The organism is Methylococcus capsulatus str. Texas = ATCC 19069 (genome assembly GCF_000424685.1).
Lineage (GTDB): Bacteria > Pseudomonadota > Gammaproteobacteria > Methylococcales > Methylococcaceae > Methylococcus > Methylococcus capsulatus.
On sequence record NZ_AUKJ01000006.1, the window covers coordinates 28,196 to 43,359 of the forward strand.

The window sequence follows — 15,164 nt, forward strand, 5'->3', positions numbered from 1 at the left end:
GATGATTGATGAGGGCTTGGGAATGGGCGGGCGGAGCTTTGAGATCAGCTCTCGAGAACGGCCAGGATGTCGTCCTCGCGCATCACCACCACGTCTTCGCCATCGACCTTGACCTCGGTACCGGCATACTTGCCGAACAGGACCTTGTCGCCCACCTTGACCTGCAGCGCGCGCACCTCACCGTTGTCGAGCACCTTGCCGTTGCCAACGGCCAGGATCTCGCCGCGCATGGGCTTTTCCGCCGCGCTGTCGGGAATCACGATTCCGCCTGCGCTGGTGCGTTCCTCTTCCAGACGTTTGATGATGACTCGGTCGTGCAAAGGACGAATTTTCACGGTAATCTCCTGAATTTCCAAATGAAATCGGCTGAAACCCTCAAGGGTGCCCACGACGAGGCTGTTAGCACTCACTTGAAGTGAGTGCCAAATGATAGCGGCGGATGGGAGGGTGTCAAGCGGCGGGGATACCCCCGGCCCTCATGGTGGCGTGGCCGGATTCAGGTATTGCCGGGCTATAATGGTTCCCCTTCCAGCCCTCGGTCCCGCAACGCATGGCCGCCGAACCGAAGACGCCCGAATGCTTCCAGGTCGCCCACCGGACCCGTTCCCGCCTGCGCATCGTGGTCCCCGCGCTGCGCAAGCAGGTCGAGCGGACCCGGATTTTCGGCGTGCTGCTGCAGAAACACCCGGCGGTGAGGCGGGTCCGGGTGGTGCCGGCATTGGGATCGGTGACGGTGCATTTCGATCCCGCGGCGGTGACGACGGCCGATCTCCAGTCCTTTTTCGGCAAGCTGCTGGACAACCTGGGATCGTCGCCGACGCTTCCCTCCGCCGTCCGGTCCGGGACGAATCCTGCGGCGCCGCTGCACGAATTCCATGTTGCGGTCGAAGGCATGACTTGCGTATCGTGCGCGCTGCTGATCGAGATGCTGCTCCGCCGTGACCCGCGAGTGGCTTCGGCCAGCGTCAATTTCGCGACGGAAACCGCCCAGGTGCTGACGTCGATGAGCTGGGACGAACTGTCCGGGACCTTGCGCCGGCGGGGCTACCAGGCCCGGCCGTTGGACAGCGTCGCGCAACGCCGGGTTTGGCTGGCGCGGGAAACGACCCGCATCGGCAAGACCTGGCAGCACTGCTTCTGGTCTCTGGTGTTCAGCCTGCCGACCTTCCTGATCGGCCTGTTCGCACCGCGCTCGCGGCTGATGGGCTGGGTGCAGCTCGCGGTGTCGGCGCCGCTGCTGCTGGGAGGCGGAAGGGGGTTCTTCGACCGGGCCTGGCAAACGGCGAGGCGCCGTTCCGTCAGCACAGACACGCTGGTCGCCGCCGGCGTCGGTGCGGCCTACGCGTACAGCTTTTTCTCCCTGGCGAGCGGACGCGGCGGCTATTACTTCGAAGCCGCGGCGGGTGTGATGTCCTTCGTACTCATGGGCCGCTATCTGGAAGAGAAGGCCCGCAGCCAAGCGGGTCAGGCCATCCGCCAGCTGGCGGAACTGCAACCGCTGACGGCGACGGTGCTGCAGAGCGGGCGGCCGGTGAGCCTCCCCATCGAGGAGATCCGGGTCGGCGACCGGCTGCTGGTGCGACCCGGCGAGCGCATCCCCGCCGACGGCGAAGTCGTTCACGGCCTGTCGGCGGTAGACGAATCGATGGTGACGGGCGAGAGCCTGCCGGTGGTGAAAGAGACCGGCCATCGCGTCACCGGCGGCAGCATCAATGGCGATGGAGCCCTGCAGATCCGGGTCAGCGCGGTGGGCGCGGACACCGTCCTGGCGGGTCTCCTGCACACCCTGGACGAGGCGCAGACCAGCCGGCTGCCCGTTCAGCGCATGGTCGACCGCCTGTCGGCCTTTTTCGTGCCCGCCGTGATGGCGGTATCCGGCGCCACCTTCTTCGGCTGGATGGCGGCAGGCGCGGGATTCGGCACCGCGCTCATCCATGCCGTCACCGTGCTGCTGGTGGCCTGTCCTTGCGCGCTGGGGCTGGCGACACCGGCCGCCGTGATGGTCGGCACCGGGCAAGCGGCGCGGCGCGGCATCTTCATCCGTAACGCCGAGAGCCTGGAAACCGCAGCAGGCCTGACCGTCATCGTGTTCGACAAGACCGGCACCCTCACCGAGGGCAGGCCGAGAATCACCGACATCGCCAACGTCTCGGATCTGGACGATGCCGGACTGCTGCGGCTGGCCGCGTCCGCGGAGTCGCATTCCGAGCACTTCATCGGCAAGGCCATCCTCGCGCACGCCGCCACATTGGGTCTGGCCTGGCCCGAACCGGCCGAGTTCCGGCTCGAACCCGGCCTGGGCATCGCCGCCATCGTCGAGGGTCACGAAGTGCTGATCGGCAACCAGCGCTGGCTCGACAGGCACAAGATCGAGAGCGGCCGGAACCTGGGCGACGCGGCGCGGAAGCTGGGCGCGCAGGGCAAGACGCCGGTATTCGTCGCACTGGACGGGCACGCCGCCGCCGTGCTCGGCGTCGCCGACCCGCCCCGACCCGATACCGCGGAGGCCGTGGCCAGCCTGCACCGGCGGGGCGTGCATACGCTCATGGTGACGGGCGACGTCGCGCCCGCCGCCGAGCACATCGCCGCCCTGGTCGGCATCGACCGGATCGAGGCCGGCGCCCGTCCGGGCCGCAAGCTGGAAATCATCCGCCAGTTGCAGAACCGCGGCGAGCGGGTCGGCATGATCGGCGACGGCATCAACGACGCCCCGGCCCTGGCCGCGGCCGACGTCGGACTGGCGGTCGGTCACGGCACCGACATCGCCAAACAGAGCGCCGATCTGACCTTGCTCACCGGCGACATTTCCAAGGCGGCGGAGGCCATGGAACTCAGTGCCCGCACTCTGCGGGTGATCCGCCAGAACCTGTCCTGGGCCTTCGGTTACAACCTCGTCGCCATTCCGCTGGCCGCCTTCGGCAAGCTGCACCCGATGGCCGCCTCCGCCGCGATGGCGGCAAGCTCGGTCGGCGTGGTGCTGAACGCCCTGCGGCTGCAGCGGGATTGAGACGAGTCCGGTCATGCGGCTTTGGACCCTGCATCCCTGCTACCTGGACGCCAAAGGCCTGGTCGCGCTCTGGCGCGAAGCCCTGCTGGCACAAGCCGTACTGCGAGGGCAGACGCGCGGCTATACCCATCATCCCCAGTTGAGCCGGTTCCGGGAATTGCCCGACCCCGAAGCGGCGATCGCGCACTACCTGCGGGCCGTCCACGCCGAAGCCGAGCGCCGAGGCTACCGCTTCGACGCGGGCAAGATCGCCCCCTGCCCGGTACCGACCCCAATGACGGCCACGGACGGCCAACTCACCTACGAATGGGCGCATCTCAAGGCGAAGCTGCGGATACGCGCACCCGCCTGGCTTGAACCCATGGAGACGCTGAAGCGGCCGGAACCGCACCCGTCGTTCCGCATCGTTCCGGGACCGGTGGCGGATTGGGAAGTACTTCCGCAGCAACCGAACACTAGCGCCGCCGATCCACCAGCCGCCAGGCGATGATCAGGGCGATGAAGGATACGACCGCCGCGCCGGCATAAACCGTCTCGGCGCCGAAATCGGCCCAGGCGTAGCCGCTGGCGAAACTTCCCAGCGCACCGCCCGCACCGTAGCTCAGGCTGGTGAACAGCGCCTGGCCGCGATTGCGGTTGCGTCCCTGGAAATAGCGGTGCACCAGGGCGATCGAGACGGCGTGAAACGCGCCGAAGCTGGCGGCATGCAGCGTCTGGGCGAACACCAGGATTCCCGGCCGATCGGCGTAGCGCCCGATCAGCAGCCAGCGCAAGACCGTCAAAGCGATGCTCGCGAGCAGGATGGGACGCAGTGAAATCCTGGCCTGGATCGCTGGCAGGACCAGGAACAGGACGATCTCCGACAAGACCCCCAAGGCCCAGAACTGGCCGGTGCGGGAGCGGTCGAAGCCGTGGTTCTCCAGATGTACGGAATAGAAGCTGTAATAGGGGCCGTGGGCCATCTGAATCAGCAAACAGGTGAGCAACAGGCCGATGACCTCGGGCCGCCTGACGACCCGCCACAAGGTATCCTGGGCAGGCACGTGTATCACCCGCGCGCCGCCCGGAATGGCGAGACTGGACAGCCCCATCAGCGCGAACAGAAAGGCCAGCACCTGCGGCAGACAGCCGATCGCAAGCCGCGCTTCGAGCGCCGCGCCCACGGCGAGCACGCCCAGGATGAACCCGACCGAACCCCACAGCCGGATCCGGCTGTAGCCCCGGGCATCGCCCCTGAGCAAAGCCAGATTCAGCGACTCCAGGGTGGGCAGGAAGGCATTCCAGAAGAAACCCGACAGCGCCACCGCGACGAACAGCCCCCAGTAGCCCGGCAGCACGAAGATCAGGCCGAATCCAAGGAAAGTGAGCAGACAAGCCAGGCGGATGAGGAACAGGTCGCGCCCGGTATGGTCGGCCAGCCAGCCCCAGCCGTTGGGCGCCACGATGCGGGTAGCCGCCATGACGGCCATGATGACGCCGATGTCCTGCGGGCCGAACCCCCGCGCCTGCAGATAAAGCGGCCAATATGGCAGAAAGGTGCCCAGTGCCGCGAAATACCAGAGGTACAGGCCGGAGAGCCGCCAGTACGGCACGGTGCCGGGCATGGGCGGCTCCGCCCGCCTAGAACGCGCTGGGCGGGATGGGATCAAGCGTGCGCACGACGTCCTGGTTCTGACCCCGGTGGCGCAGATAATGATCCATCAGCACGATGGCCATCATCGCCTCGGCGATCGGCGTGGCCCGGATGCCGACACAGGGATCATGGCGTCCGGTGGTCACGACTTCCACCGATTCCCCGCGGATGTTCACCGACCGGCCCGGGAGACGCAGACTGGAGGTAGGCTTCAGCGCGATGCTGGCAACGATGTCCTGGCCGGTGGATATCCCACCCAGAATACCGCCCGCCGAATTCCCCAGGAAACCTTCCGGACTCATCTCATCGCGGAACACCGAACCCTTGGCTTCGACACAGCCGAAACCGGCGCCGATTTCCACACCCTTGACGGCGTTGATGCTCATCAGCGCATACGCCAGCTCGGCGTCGAGCCGGTCGAAGACCGGCTCGCCCAAGCCCGGCGGCACGCCCCTGGCCACCACGTTGACCCGGGCGCCGCTCGAATCACCTTCCTTGCGCAGGGCATCCATGTAAGCTTCAAGCTCGGGAACCCTGGCGGGATCGGGACAGAAGAAGGGGTTGTCGTCGATGGCGTTCCAGTCCACCGGGTCGATCCGGATCGGCCCGAGCTGGGCCAGGTAGCCGCGGATTTCGACACCCAACCGCTCACGCAGGTATTTCTTGGCGATGCCTCCCGCCGCCACCCGCATCGCGGTTTCACGCGCCGACGAGCGACCGCCGCCACGGTAGTCGCGGAAGCCGTATTTCATGTGGTAGGTGTAGTCGGCATGGCCGGGGCGGAAGCGGTCGGCGATGCTGGCGTAATCCTTGGACCGCTGGTCCTCGTTCTCGATCAGGAGACCGATCGGCGTCCCGGTGGTGAGTCCCTCGAACACCCCGGACAGGATCTTGACGGTGTCCGACTCACGCCGCTGGGTGGTGTGGCGGGACTGGCCCGGCCGGCGGCGATACAGATCGTGCTGCAGATCGGCCTCGGACAACGCAAGTCCCGGCGGGCAGCCGTCGACGATGCAGCCGAGCGCAGGCCCGTGGCTTTCGCCGAAGGTCGTGACGGTAAACAGTTTGCCGATGGTGTTTCCGGACATGGTCTCTCGCTGGGTTTAGGGGGGACTGTGGCCGGCCGCTGCGGTTTCCGGGCCGGGCGAATGCTCGAACAGCTTCCTGTGCCTTTCCACCTGGGCCGCAGTCAACAGGAACACCCCTTCGCCACCGTGCTCGAAATCCAGCCAGAGGAATTCGACCTCCGGAAACGCCGCCGCCAGCGCTTCGGCACTGGAGCCGACTTCGACGACCAGGACACCGCCAGGCTTGAGCCGGTCCGCCGCGCCGGCGAGAATGCGACGGATGCAATCCAGGCCATCTTCCCCCGATTCCAGCCCGAGCCGGGGTTCGGCATGGTATTCCGGAGGCAGTGCGCGCCATTCCTGCAGATTCACGTAAGGCGGATTGCTCACGATCAGGTCGTAGCGGCTGCCGTCGAGCTGCTGATACAGATCCGAATGCACCAGCCGGACGGTCTCTTCGAGCCCGTGGGCGCGGACATTCATCCCCGCGACTTCCAGCGCGCCGCCGGAAATGTCCACGGCATCCACCCGCGCCTGGGGAAAGGCATCGGCGCAGGCGATGGCGATGCAGCCGCTGCCGGTGCACAGATCCAGCACGTCGCCGACCGCATCGGGCACCAGCCAGGGCTGGAACTGGTTTTCGATCAGCTCGGCGATGGGAGAGCGCGGCACCAGCACCCGCTCGTCCACGTAGAACTTGAGACCCGCGAACCATGCCTCGTGGGTCAGATAGGGCAAAGGCACACGCGCCTCGATCCGCCGCTCGACCAAGTGCAGGATGCGCTCGCGCTCCTCGAACGTCAGCACCGCGGAGAAATACCCCGAAGGCATGTCGTGCGGCTGGCGGATCACGTGCATGACCAGCGCGGCCGCCTCATCCAGCGCGGTCCCCGTGCCATGGCCGAAAAACACGCCGGCTTCGGAAAAACGCGTCGCACCCCAGCGGATGTAATCGCGCACCGTGGTCAAGGTCTCGAGGACGGACCGAGGGTTCGTGTTCATGGATACAGGCCGATGGCTTGGAGACCGGTGGTTTCCGCGAAACCGAATCGGAGGTTCATGTTCTGCACCGCCTGGCCGGCAGCACCCTTGACCAGGTTGTCGATCACCGACAGCACCACGATCTGGCCGCTCCTCCGGAGTTCGAACACCGCGATCTGGCAGCGGTTGGAACCGCGCACGTCGCGCGTGTCCGGATGGCTGCCGGGCGGCAGCACGTCGACGAACGGCTCGTCGCAGTAGCGCTCCTCGTAGAGCCGCTGGATGTCGCCGGGCTCATCGACCGGCACGGCGTAGAGGGTTGCATGAATGCCACGGATCATCGGCAGGAGATGCGGCACGAAGGTCAGCCCGACCGGCTCCCCCGCCAATTCCACCAGACCCTGCACGATTTCCGGCCAATGCCGGTGGCCCGCCACCGCATAGGCCTTGAAGCTCTCGCCGGTTTCACTCATCAGCAGTGGAACCTCGGCCTTACGGCCGGCGCCGCTGACGCCCGATTTCACGTCGGCGATGAGCCGGTCCGCCGCCACCAGCCGGTTTTCCAGCAAGGGCAGCAGGCCGAGCTGGACGGCGGTGGGATAACAGCCCGGATTGGCGATCAGCCGTGCCGAACGGATCGCCTCGCGACGGACCTCCGGCAGGCCGTAGACGGCTTCGCTCAGCAGCCCGGGACAGGCATGCTCCTGCCCATACCAATGCGCCCATTCGTCTGCATCCTTGAGGCGGAAATCCGCCGACAGGTCGATGACGACGATGCCTTGTTCGAGCAAGGCCGGCGCCGATTGCATGGCGATGCCATGGGGGGTAGCGAAGAACACCACGTCGCAGCCGCCGAGATTCTCCACCTCGGGCCCGGTGAAAACGACATCCACGTGGCCCCGGAGATTCGGATAGAGATCGGCGACGGCCTTGCCGGCGTCTGCGCGGGAGGTAACGGCGCGGATGCGCACGCCCGGGTGCAGCGCCAGTAGGCGCAGCAATTCCACACCGGTGTAACCGGTCCCGCCTACGATGCCGACTTCGACCGGCTTGCCTGACCTCATGTCTGTTTGTGGATTCGGAAAGTTCAATGACGGTCATTCTATCAGACGGCGAGAGGCGCCCCCGTCCCGCGCGTCGAAATACAGGCTTCGTCAGAACCTCGAGGCCCGGGATCCCGGACCCCGATTTCAGGAATGGCAGTCGGCCGGCGACCCGGTGACCTCCGGAGGAAAACGGGAGCCGGCCGGGAGGCGCGGAACCCGCCTCAAACCTCCCCGGTCCGCTCGGCGTCCAATTTGCCCAGTTCCGGTTCCTGAAGAGCCTCGACCGTGGCTTTGAGTTTCTGGCCCGCTTTGAAGGTCACCACGCGGCGCGCGGTGATCGGGATCTCTTCGCCGGTCTTCGGATTCCGGCCCGGTCGCTGGCGCTTGTCGCGCAGATCGAAATTGCCGAAACCGGAGAGTTTCACCGAACGCCCACTTTCCAGCGAAGCCTTGATGACTTCGAAAAACTGGTCGACCAGTTCCTTGGCATCCCGCTTGTTCAGACCGAGTTCCGAAAACAACCTTTCGACCATGTCCGCTTTGGTTAGCGCCATTGCCTCATTCTCTCAATTTCGCACCAAAATCTGCCGCCAACCGAGCCACGATCCGGCTCATGACCTCGTCCACCCGGTCGTCGGTCAACGTCTCCTCCGCATCCTGCAGGGTGACACCGAGCGCCACGCTCTTCTTGCCGGCCTCCACCCCTGCTCCCGAGTAAACATCGAACAGCACCGTGTCGCGAACCAGGGGCCCGCCGCTCGCGGCGACGGCTTCCAGCAGATCCGCTGCCGGCAGATCCCGGGCCACCACCAGAGCCAGATCGCGCCGCACCAGGGGAAAGCGGGACAAGGGCGCGAACCGCGGCAGATCGCGTTGCAGCAGCGCCCCAGCGTCGAGTTCGAACATAAACACGGGTTGTTCGAAACCAAGCTCGCGCTCGATTTGCGGATGCAGCATGCCCAGCCAGCCGGCGCCGCCATCGCCGATCAGGATTTCGGCGCTCTGGCCGGGATGCAGGGCATGATGGATCGCCGGACGGAAGCGAACCGAGCTCTTGCCAGTCAGGCCCAGTATAGCCTCGACGTCCGATTTCACGTCGAAAAAGTCCACCCGCCGTGACTTCTCCCCCCATTGCTCGTCGAGGATGGAACCCAGGACGAGGCCGGCCAGAGTGTTGCGCTGCTCGAGCGACCCGCCCCGCCTTACGAATTTCAGCCCGGTCTCGAAGATACGCACCCGGTCCTGCTGGCGGCTCAGATTTTTCTGCGCGCAATCCAGCAAGCCCGTCCAGAGACTGATCCGCATCACCGCCAGATCGGCGGAAATCGGATTCAGCAGGGCTTCGGGCTCGGCTTCCGGATCGATCCGCCGCTGCATCTCGGCGGACACGAAACTGTAGGTGATGACTTCCTGGTAACCGCGGTCGGCCAGCAGATCCTTCACCCGATCGAGGCCGAGCACCGTTTCCGACGCCGGCTGCATCGCCGATGCCACGGCGGGGCGGCGCCGGGGAATGGCGTCGTAACCGTAGACGCGGCCGATCTCCTCGATGAGATCGGCCTCCAGCGCGATGTCGAAGCGGAAGCTCGGCGGCGTGACCGTCCAGCCTGGCTCGTCCTCTTCGACGCTCATACCGAGGCGAGCGAGGATATCGGCGACCTCGTCCCGCGGCAGGCTCAGACCGAGCAGTTGCCCGATGCGCTGCTCGCGCAGGCGGACCGGCGCCCTGAGCGGCAAAAGATCCTCACGCACAGCCTCGGTGACGGGGCCGGCTTCGCCGCCGGCGATCTCCAGCAACAGCGCGGTCGCCCGCTCGATCGCCCGCCGCTGCAGCGATGGATCGACGCCCCGCTCGAAGCGGTGGGAGGAATCGGTCGCCAAACCGTACCGGCGCGCCTTGCCCATGATGAGGGCGGGCGCAAAGAACGCACATTCCAGAAAGACGTCGCTCGTGGCGCCCCCCACCGCGCTCTGTTCCCCACCCATGATACCGGCCAGCGCCAAGGCTTTTTCTTCGTCGGCGATGACCAGTACGTCGGAAGACAGGGTGATTTCCTCCCCGTTCAGCAATCTCAAAAGCTCGCCGTCGCGGGCCTGCCGCACGTGGATGTCGCCGGAGAGCCTCTCCAGATCGAAGGCATGCAGGGGCTGGCCCAGCTCGAGCAACACGTAATTGGTGACGTCGACCGCCGGCCCCAAGCTCCGTAGCCCACTGCGGCGCAGCCGCTCCTTCATCCACCGTGGAGTCTGGGCCCGGGCGTCGATGCCGGCGATGACCCGGCCGAGATAGCGCGGACAGGCTTCGGGCGCGTCCAGATGGACGACCAACCGCCGCTGGCTGCCGACGGCAACGGTTCCCGCGTCTACACCCTGGAACGGCAACCGGTTGATGAGCGCCACCTCACGGGCGATGCCCTCCACGCTCAGGCAGTCGGCGCGGTTGGGAGTCAGATCGATTTCCAGAATCCGGTCATCGAGCTGCAGATAATCGCGGATGTCGGCACCGACCGGTGCATCGGCGGGCAGCTCCAGCAAACCGGATGCGTCGTCTTCGAGACCGAGTTCCTTGGCCGAGCACAGCATACCGAAAGATTCAACGCCACGCAGACGGGAACGCTTGATCTTCAGGGGGCCGGGCAATACCGCGCCTTCCATCGCCAAGGGCGCCACCAGGCCGACACGAGCATTGGCTGCACCGCAGACGATCTGCAGCGGCTCGCCGCCGCCGGTATCGACCCGGCAGATCTGCAGGCGGTCGGCTTCGGGATGCGGGGCCGCTTCCAGGATTCGCGCCACCACCACTCCGCTGAAATCGGCCGCCGCGGGTTCGGCGCCGTCGACTTCGAGGCCCGCCATGGTCAGCTGGCGGACCAGCCCGGCCGTGTCGACCATGGGATTGACGTATTGACGTAACCAGGCTTCGCTCAGGCGCATGTCGGTCGTTCGCGGGAACTTTCGGGATCAGAACGGCTTGAACTGCCGCAGGAATCTAAGGTCGTTTTCGAAGAACAGGCGCAGATCGTTGATGCCATAGCGCAGCATGGTCAGGCGCTCGACTCCCAGCCCGAACGCGAAGCCGCTGTAGCGCTCCGGATCGATGCCGACCGCCTCGAACACGCGGGGGTGAATCATGCCGCAGCCCATCACTTCGAGCCAGCCACTATGCTTGCACACCCGGCAGCCACGGCCGTCGCAGATCACGCATTCGATGTCGACCTCGGCGGAAGGTTCGGTGAAAGGGAAATACGACGGACGGAACCGCACCGCGCAGTCTTTCTCGAAAAAACCCGTCAGGAATTCGTACAGCGTGCCCTTGAGATCGGCGAAGCTGACCTGCTCGTCCACCCAGAAACCTTCGACCTGGTGGAACATCGGAGTGTGGGTGAGATCGGAATCGCAGCGGTAGACCCGGCCGGGTGCGATGACCCGCAGCGGCGGCTGCCCCGATTCCATCACCCGGATTTGCACGGGCGAGGTATGGGTGCGCAGCAGCAGGTGCTCGCTGAAATAGAAGGTGTCGTGCATGGCGCGGGCCGGATGATGGGCCGGAATGTTGAGCGCCTCGAAATTGTGGAAATCGTCCTCGATCTCCGGGCCCTCGACCACCGAAAAACCCACACTGCGGAACAACCGGGTGATGCGGCGCAAGGTCAGGGTGACGGGATGCAACCCGCCGAGCCGTTGGCCGCGGCCGGGGAGCGTAACGTCGATGGTTTCGCTGGACAGGCGTCGAGCCAGCGCTTCGGCCTCCAGAGCCGCCTTGCGCCGTTCCAGCAACCGTTGGAACTCATCGCGCGCCTGATTGACGCGCTGCCCGAATTCCTTTCGCTCTTCCGGCGAAAGCGTCCCGAGCGTCTTCATCTGCTCGGTGAACTCGCCCTTCTTGCCCAGATAACGCACCCGGACCTGATCCAGTTCGGCGACGCTCCCGGCCGCGGCCAACAGGCGCGAGGCTTGTTCCAGGGTGGACTCGGGCGAGGAATTCACGATGGACTGATCTTGAATGACGGCATGAAAGAAATCCGGCGAAAGTCCGGGACTTCCGCCGAATACGGCGTGGATGCTCAGCCCTGCGCGATGCGGGCCAGCTCCGCGAAGGCATCCTTGTCGCGGACGGCCAGGTCGGCCAGCACCTTGCGGTCGATCTCGATGGAAGCCTTCTTCAGACCGCTGATGAAACGGCTATAGGACAGGCCGAATTCGCGGGCGCCGGCATTGATGCGGGTGATCCACAGGGCGCGGAACTGACGCTTCCTCTGACGACGGTCTCGGTAGGCATACTGTCCCGCCTTAATGACCGCCTGTTTGGCGACGCGGTAAACCCGGCTGCGGGCGCCGTAATAACCTTTGGCCTGCTTCAGGACCTTCTTGTGACGGGCGCGCGCTATCACTCCGCGCTTGACTCGTGCCATGACTTATTCCTCTTGCGGTGACTCTGTAACGGGACTGGTCAGGTGTACGGCAACATGCGCGCCACTGCACGCACGTCGGACGGATGCACCATGTCGGGGCTGCGCAGCTGGCGCTTGCGCTTGGTGGACTTCTTGGTCAGGATGTGGCGGCGATGCGACTGCACGCACTTGAAGCCACCGGAACCGGTCCGTTTGAAGCGCTTGGCTGCGCCGCGATTGGTCTTGATCTTGGGCATTTCTGTGATTCTCCAGAGTCTCTAAGCCTTTTTCTTTTTGGGGGCCAGCGTCATGCTCATCTGACGCCCCTCCAGTTTCGGGAACTGTTCCACCGACGCGTATTCTTCCAGATCCGTTTCGATCCGCTTCAGGAGATCCATGCCGAGTTCGCGGTGCGCCAGTTCGCGCCCGCGGAACCGCACGGTGATCTTGGCCTTGTCGCCGTCATTCAGGAAGCGAATGAGACTGCGCAGCTTGACCTGGTAGTCGCCTTCGTCCGTACCCGGACGGAATTTGATTTCCTTGATCTGGATCAGCTTCTGCTTCTTCTTGGAAGCCTGAAGCTTCTTGTTCTGTTCGAACCGATACTTGCCGTAGTTCATGATCCGGCACACCGGCGGATCCGAACCGGGCGAGATCTCGACCAGGTCCAGATCGGCATCGTAGGCGATCTGTCTGGCCTCTCGCGAAGAAACTATCCCGAGCTGTTGTCCATCCGCGCCTATCAGTCTGACGGCGGGGGCCGTGATCTCCTCGTTGAGTCGCGGCTCTTTCTTGTCGTTGGCAGTGATAACCCCAGTCCTCCGATGTGTTAATGACTCACGGCGCGCTTCATCGTTTCCTCGGTGAACTTGGCCACCAGATCGCCTATCCCGAAACTGCCGTGATCCTTACCGTCTCGCGTCCGCAAGCTGACGCTTCCCGCTTCGACTTCCTTATCGCCGACGATAAGCAAATAAGGTACCCGCTGCATGGAATGTTCGCGGATTTTAAAGCCGACCTTTTCATTTCTCAAGTCGGCGATGACTCTAAATCCTTTAGAGACAAACTCTTGCGCCACTTCCCGGGCGTAATCGGCCTGCCGGTCGGTGATGTTGAGCACCACCGCCTGCACCGGCGCCAGCCACAAGGGGTACTGTCCGGCGTAGTGTTCTGTCAGGATTCCGACAAACCGCTCCAGGGAACCCAGGATCGCACGGTGCAGCATGACCGGCACATGACGGGCGCCGTCCTCGGCGACGTAGGTCGCTCCGAGCCGGTCCGGCATGGAAAAGTCGACCTGAATGGTGCCGCACTGCCAGACGCGGTCCAGGCAGTCCTTCAGCGAAAACTCGATCTTGGGGCCGTAGAACGCGCCCTCGCCGGGCTGCAGTTCCCAGGCCAGCCCCTTGGCGTTCAGTGCCGTTTCCAGCGCATGCTCGGCCTTGTCCCAGACCTCGTCCGAACCGACCCGCTTTTCCGGCCGGGTGGAAAGCTTGATCTGGACCTCACTGAAACCGAAATCGGCATAGACCTTGAACAACAGGTCGATGAAGCGTGACACCTCGTCCTGGATCTGCTCCTCGGTACAGAAGATGTGCGCGTCGTCCTGGGTGAAACCCCGCACCCGCATGAGGCCATGCAGGGCGCCGGAAAGTTCGTTGCGATGACAGGAACCGAACTCGGCCAGCCGCAGCGGCAGATCGCGATAGCTCTTCAAGCCCTGGTTGTACACCTGCACGTGGCAGGGACAATTCATCGGCTTGATGGCATAGTCGCGCTCTTCCGACGCAGTCGTGAACATCTCGTCCGAGAATTTTTCCCAGTGGCCGGAGCGCTCCCACAAAGTCCGGGCCACCACCAGCGGCGTGCGGATTTCCTGGTAGCCGTTGTCACGGAAGACCCGCCGCATGTACTGCTCGATCTCCTGCCACAGGATCCAGCCCTTGGGATGCCAGAACACCATGCCAGGAGCTTCCTCCTGCATATGGAACAGATCCAGCGCCTTGCCGAGCTTGCGATGGTCCCGCCGCTCGGCTTCTTCCAGCCGCTGCAGGTAGGCGGCGAGGTCTTTCCTGTCACCCCAGGCGGTGCCGTAGATGCGCTGCAGCATTTCGTTGCGCGAGTCGCCGCGCCAGTAGGCGCCGGCGATCTTCATCAGCTTGAAGGCCTTGAGCCGGCCGGTGTCCGGCACGTGCGGGCCGCGGCACAGATCGGTGAAATCACCCTGGGAATACAGCGAAATCACCTCGCCCCTCGGAATCGCCTCGATGATCTCGGCCTTGTAGGCTTCGCCCAGACTCCGGAAATATGCGATGGCTTCCTCGCGGGGCATGGTCCTGCGCTCGACCGGCAGCGCCTGAGCCGCCAGTTCATGCATTTTGGCCTCGATCGCCTCCAGATCCTCCGGCGTGAACGGACGTTCGTAGGAGAAATCGTAATAGAAACCGTCCTGGATGACCGGGCCGATGGTCACCTGGGCCTTGGGATAGAGCGCCTTGACGGCCTGGGCCAGCAGATGGGCGGTGGAATGGCGGATGACTTCGACGCCGTCGGCATCGCGCGCGGTGACCAGCGCGACCTCGGCATCGGCCTCGATGCGATGGGAGAGATCGACGAGCCGCCCATCCACCCGGCCGGCCAGCGCGGCCTTGGCAAGTCCCGGCCCGATGGCCTCGGCCACCTGCAGGAGGGTGACGGGATGATCGAATTCCCGGCGGGAACCGTCGGGCAAGGTAACGACGGGCATGATATGGCGCTCGTGGTCTGACTCGAATCCCCCAAACAAAAAAGCATCGCCTGGCGATGCTTCCTGGGATATCTGGTAGGCGCGATTGGACTCGAACCAACGACCCCCACCATGTCAAGGTGGTGCTCTAACCAACTGAGCTACGCGCCTGTCGTAATTCGACAAGAAGGAAGCATTATAATGAGACATTCGATTCTTGCCAACAGTTTTTTCCTCCCTCTCCGCGGACCTCGCTCATGGCAGACACCGGGCAAATCCCTATGATGGACCTCGTGCACTTCGGATTACGGCGG

General features: G+C 64.7%; 14 protein-coding genes and 1 tRNA gene. 2 read left to right on the forward strand and 13 right to left on the reverse strand.

Features of this window, described 5'->3' with window-relative positions:
• Positions 1–44 precede the first annotated feature (44 nt).
• On the reverse strand, positions 45–335 hold the full coding sequence (gene groES, locus H156_RS0101320; RefSeq protein WP_010960044.1) for a co-chaperone GroES: 291 nt from the start codon (positions 333–335) through the stop codon (positions 45–47).
• 215 nt (positions 336–550) lie between these two features.
• Between groES and H156_RS0101325 the strand changes: the two genes are divergently transcribed.
• Positions 551–3,007 (forward strand): heavy metal translocating P-type ATPase, encoded by a 2,457-nt coding sequence (locus tag H156_RS0101325; RefSeq protein WP_017364886.1) that lies wholly within the window; start codon positions 551–553, stop codon positions 3,005–3,007.
• 13 nt (positions 3,008–3,020) lie between these two features.
• Positions 3,021–3,497: a pyrimidine dimer DNA glycosylase/endonuclease V gene (locus H156_RS0101330; protein ID WP_017364887.1), complete on the forward strand. Its 477-nt coding sequence runs from the start codon at positions 3,021–3,023 to the stop codon at positions 3,495–3,497.
• Here the strand turns inward: H156_RS0101330 and H156_RS0101335 are convergent.
• The 12 genes from H156_RS0101335 to H156_RS0101390 all read right to left on the reverse strand — a co-directional run bounded on the left by H156_RS0101335 (position 3,463) and on the right by H156_RS0101390 (position 15,021).
• Complete coding sequence (locus H156_RS0101335) at positions 3,463–4,611, reverse strand: MFS transporter (RefSeq protein ID WP_017364888.1); 1,149 nt, start codon at positions 4,609–4,611, stop codon at positions 3,463–3,465. The genes H156_RS0101330 and H156_RS0101335 overlap by 35 nt on opposite strands.
• A gap of 16 nt (positions 4,612–4,627) precedes the next feature.
• On the reverse strand, positions 4,628–5,728 hold the full coding sequence (gene aroC, locus H156_RS0101340) for a chorismate synthase (protein WP_010960040.1): 1,101 nt from the start codon (positions 5,726–5,728) through the stop codon (positions 4,628–4,630).
• Positions 5,729–5,743: 15 nt separating this feature from the next.
• Positions 5,744–6,709 carry a 50S ribosomal protein L3 N(5)-glutamine methyltransferase gene (gene prmB / locus H156_RS0101345; protein ID WP_017364889.1) on the reverse strand — a complete coding sequence of 322 codons (966 nt, stop codon included), beginning with the start codon at positions 6,707–6,709 and terminating at the stop codon, positions 5,744–5,746.
• Complete coding sequence (argC, locus tag H156_RS0101350) at positions 6,706–7,752, reverse strand: N-acetyl-gamma-glutamyl-phosphate reductase (protein ID WP_017364890.1); 1,047 nt, start codon at positions 7,750–7,752, stop codon at positions 6,706–6,708. Before argC ends, prmB begins: the two co-directional genes overlap by 4 nt.
• A 203-nt stretch (positions 7,753–7,955) precedes the next feature.
• Positions 7,956–8,288 carry an integration host factor subunit alpha gene (locus H156_RS0101355; protein ID WP_010960037.1) on the reverse strand — a complete coding sequence of 111 codons (333 nt, stop codon included), beginning with the start codon at positions 8,286–8,288 and terminating at the stop codon, positions 7,956–7,958.
• A 4-nt stretch (positions 8,289–8,292) separates the two neighbouring features.
• Entirely contained in the window at positions 8,293–10,668 is a 2,376-nt protein-coding gene (gene pheT / locus H156_RS0101360; protein WP_017364891.1) for a phenylalanine--tRNA ligase subunit beta, read from the reverse strand.
• A 27-nt stretch (positions 10,669–10,695) separates the two neighbouring features.
• Positions 10,696–11,721, reverse strand: coding sequence for a phenylalanine--tRNA ligase subunit alpha (gene pheS, locus H156_RS0101365; protein ID WP_010960035.1), 1,026 nt, complete (start codon positions 11,719–11,721; stop codon positions 10,696–10,698).
• A 77-nt stretch (positions 11,722–11,798) separates the two neighbouring features.
• Complete coding sequence (gene rplT, locus H156_RS0101370; protein ID WP_010960034.1) at positions 11,799–12,146, reverse strand: 50S ribosomal protein L20; 348 nt, start codon at positions 12,144–12,146, stop codon at positions 11,799–11,801.
• 38 nt (positions 12,147–12,184) lie between these two features.
• Positions 12,185–12,382: a 50S ribosomal protein L35 gene (gene rpmI / locus H156_RS0101375; protein WP_010960033.1), complete on the reverse strand. Its 198-nt coding sequence runs from the start codon at positions 12,380–12,382 to the stop codon at positions 12,185–12,187.
• Between the two features lie 21 nt (positions 12,383–12,403).
• Positions 12,404–12,934: a translation initiation factor IF-3 gene (infC, locus tag H156_RS0101380; protein ID WP_081423394.1), complete on the reverse strand. Its 531-nt coding sequence runs from the start codon at positions 12,932–12,934 to the stop codon at positions 12,404–12,406.
• Positions 12,935–12,954: 20 nt separating this feature from the next.
• A complete protein-coding gene (gene thrS, locus H156_RS0101385; RefSeq protein WP_017364893.1) occupies positions 12,955–14,871 on the reverse strand; it encodes a threonine--tRNA ligase in 1,917 nt (638 codons plus the stop codon).
• A 73-nt stretch (positions 14,872–14,944) separates the two neighbouring features.
• A tRNA-Val gene (locus H156_RS0101390) sits at positions 14,945–15,021 on the reverse strand.
• Positions 15,022–15,164 lie beyond the last annotated feature (143 nt).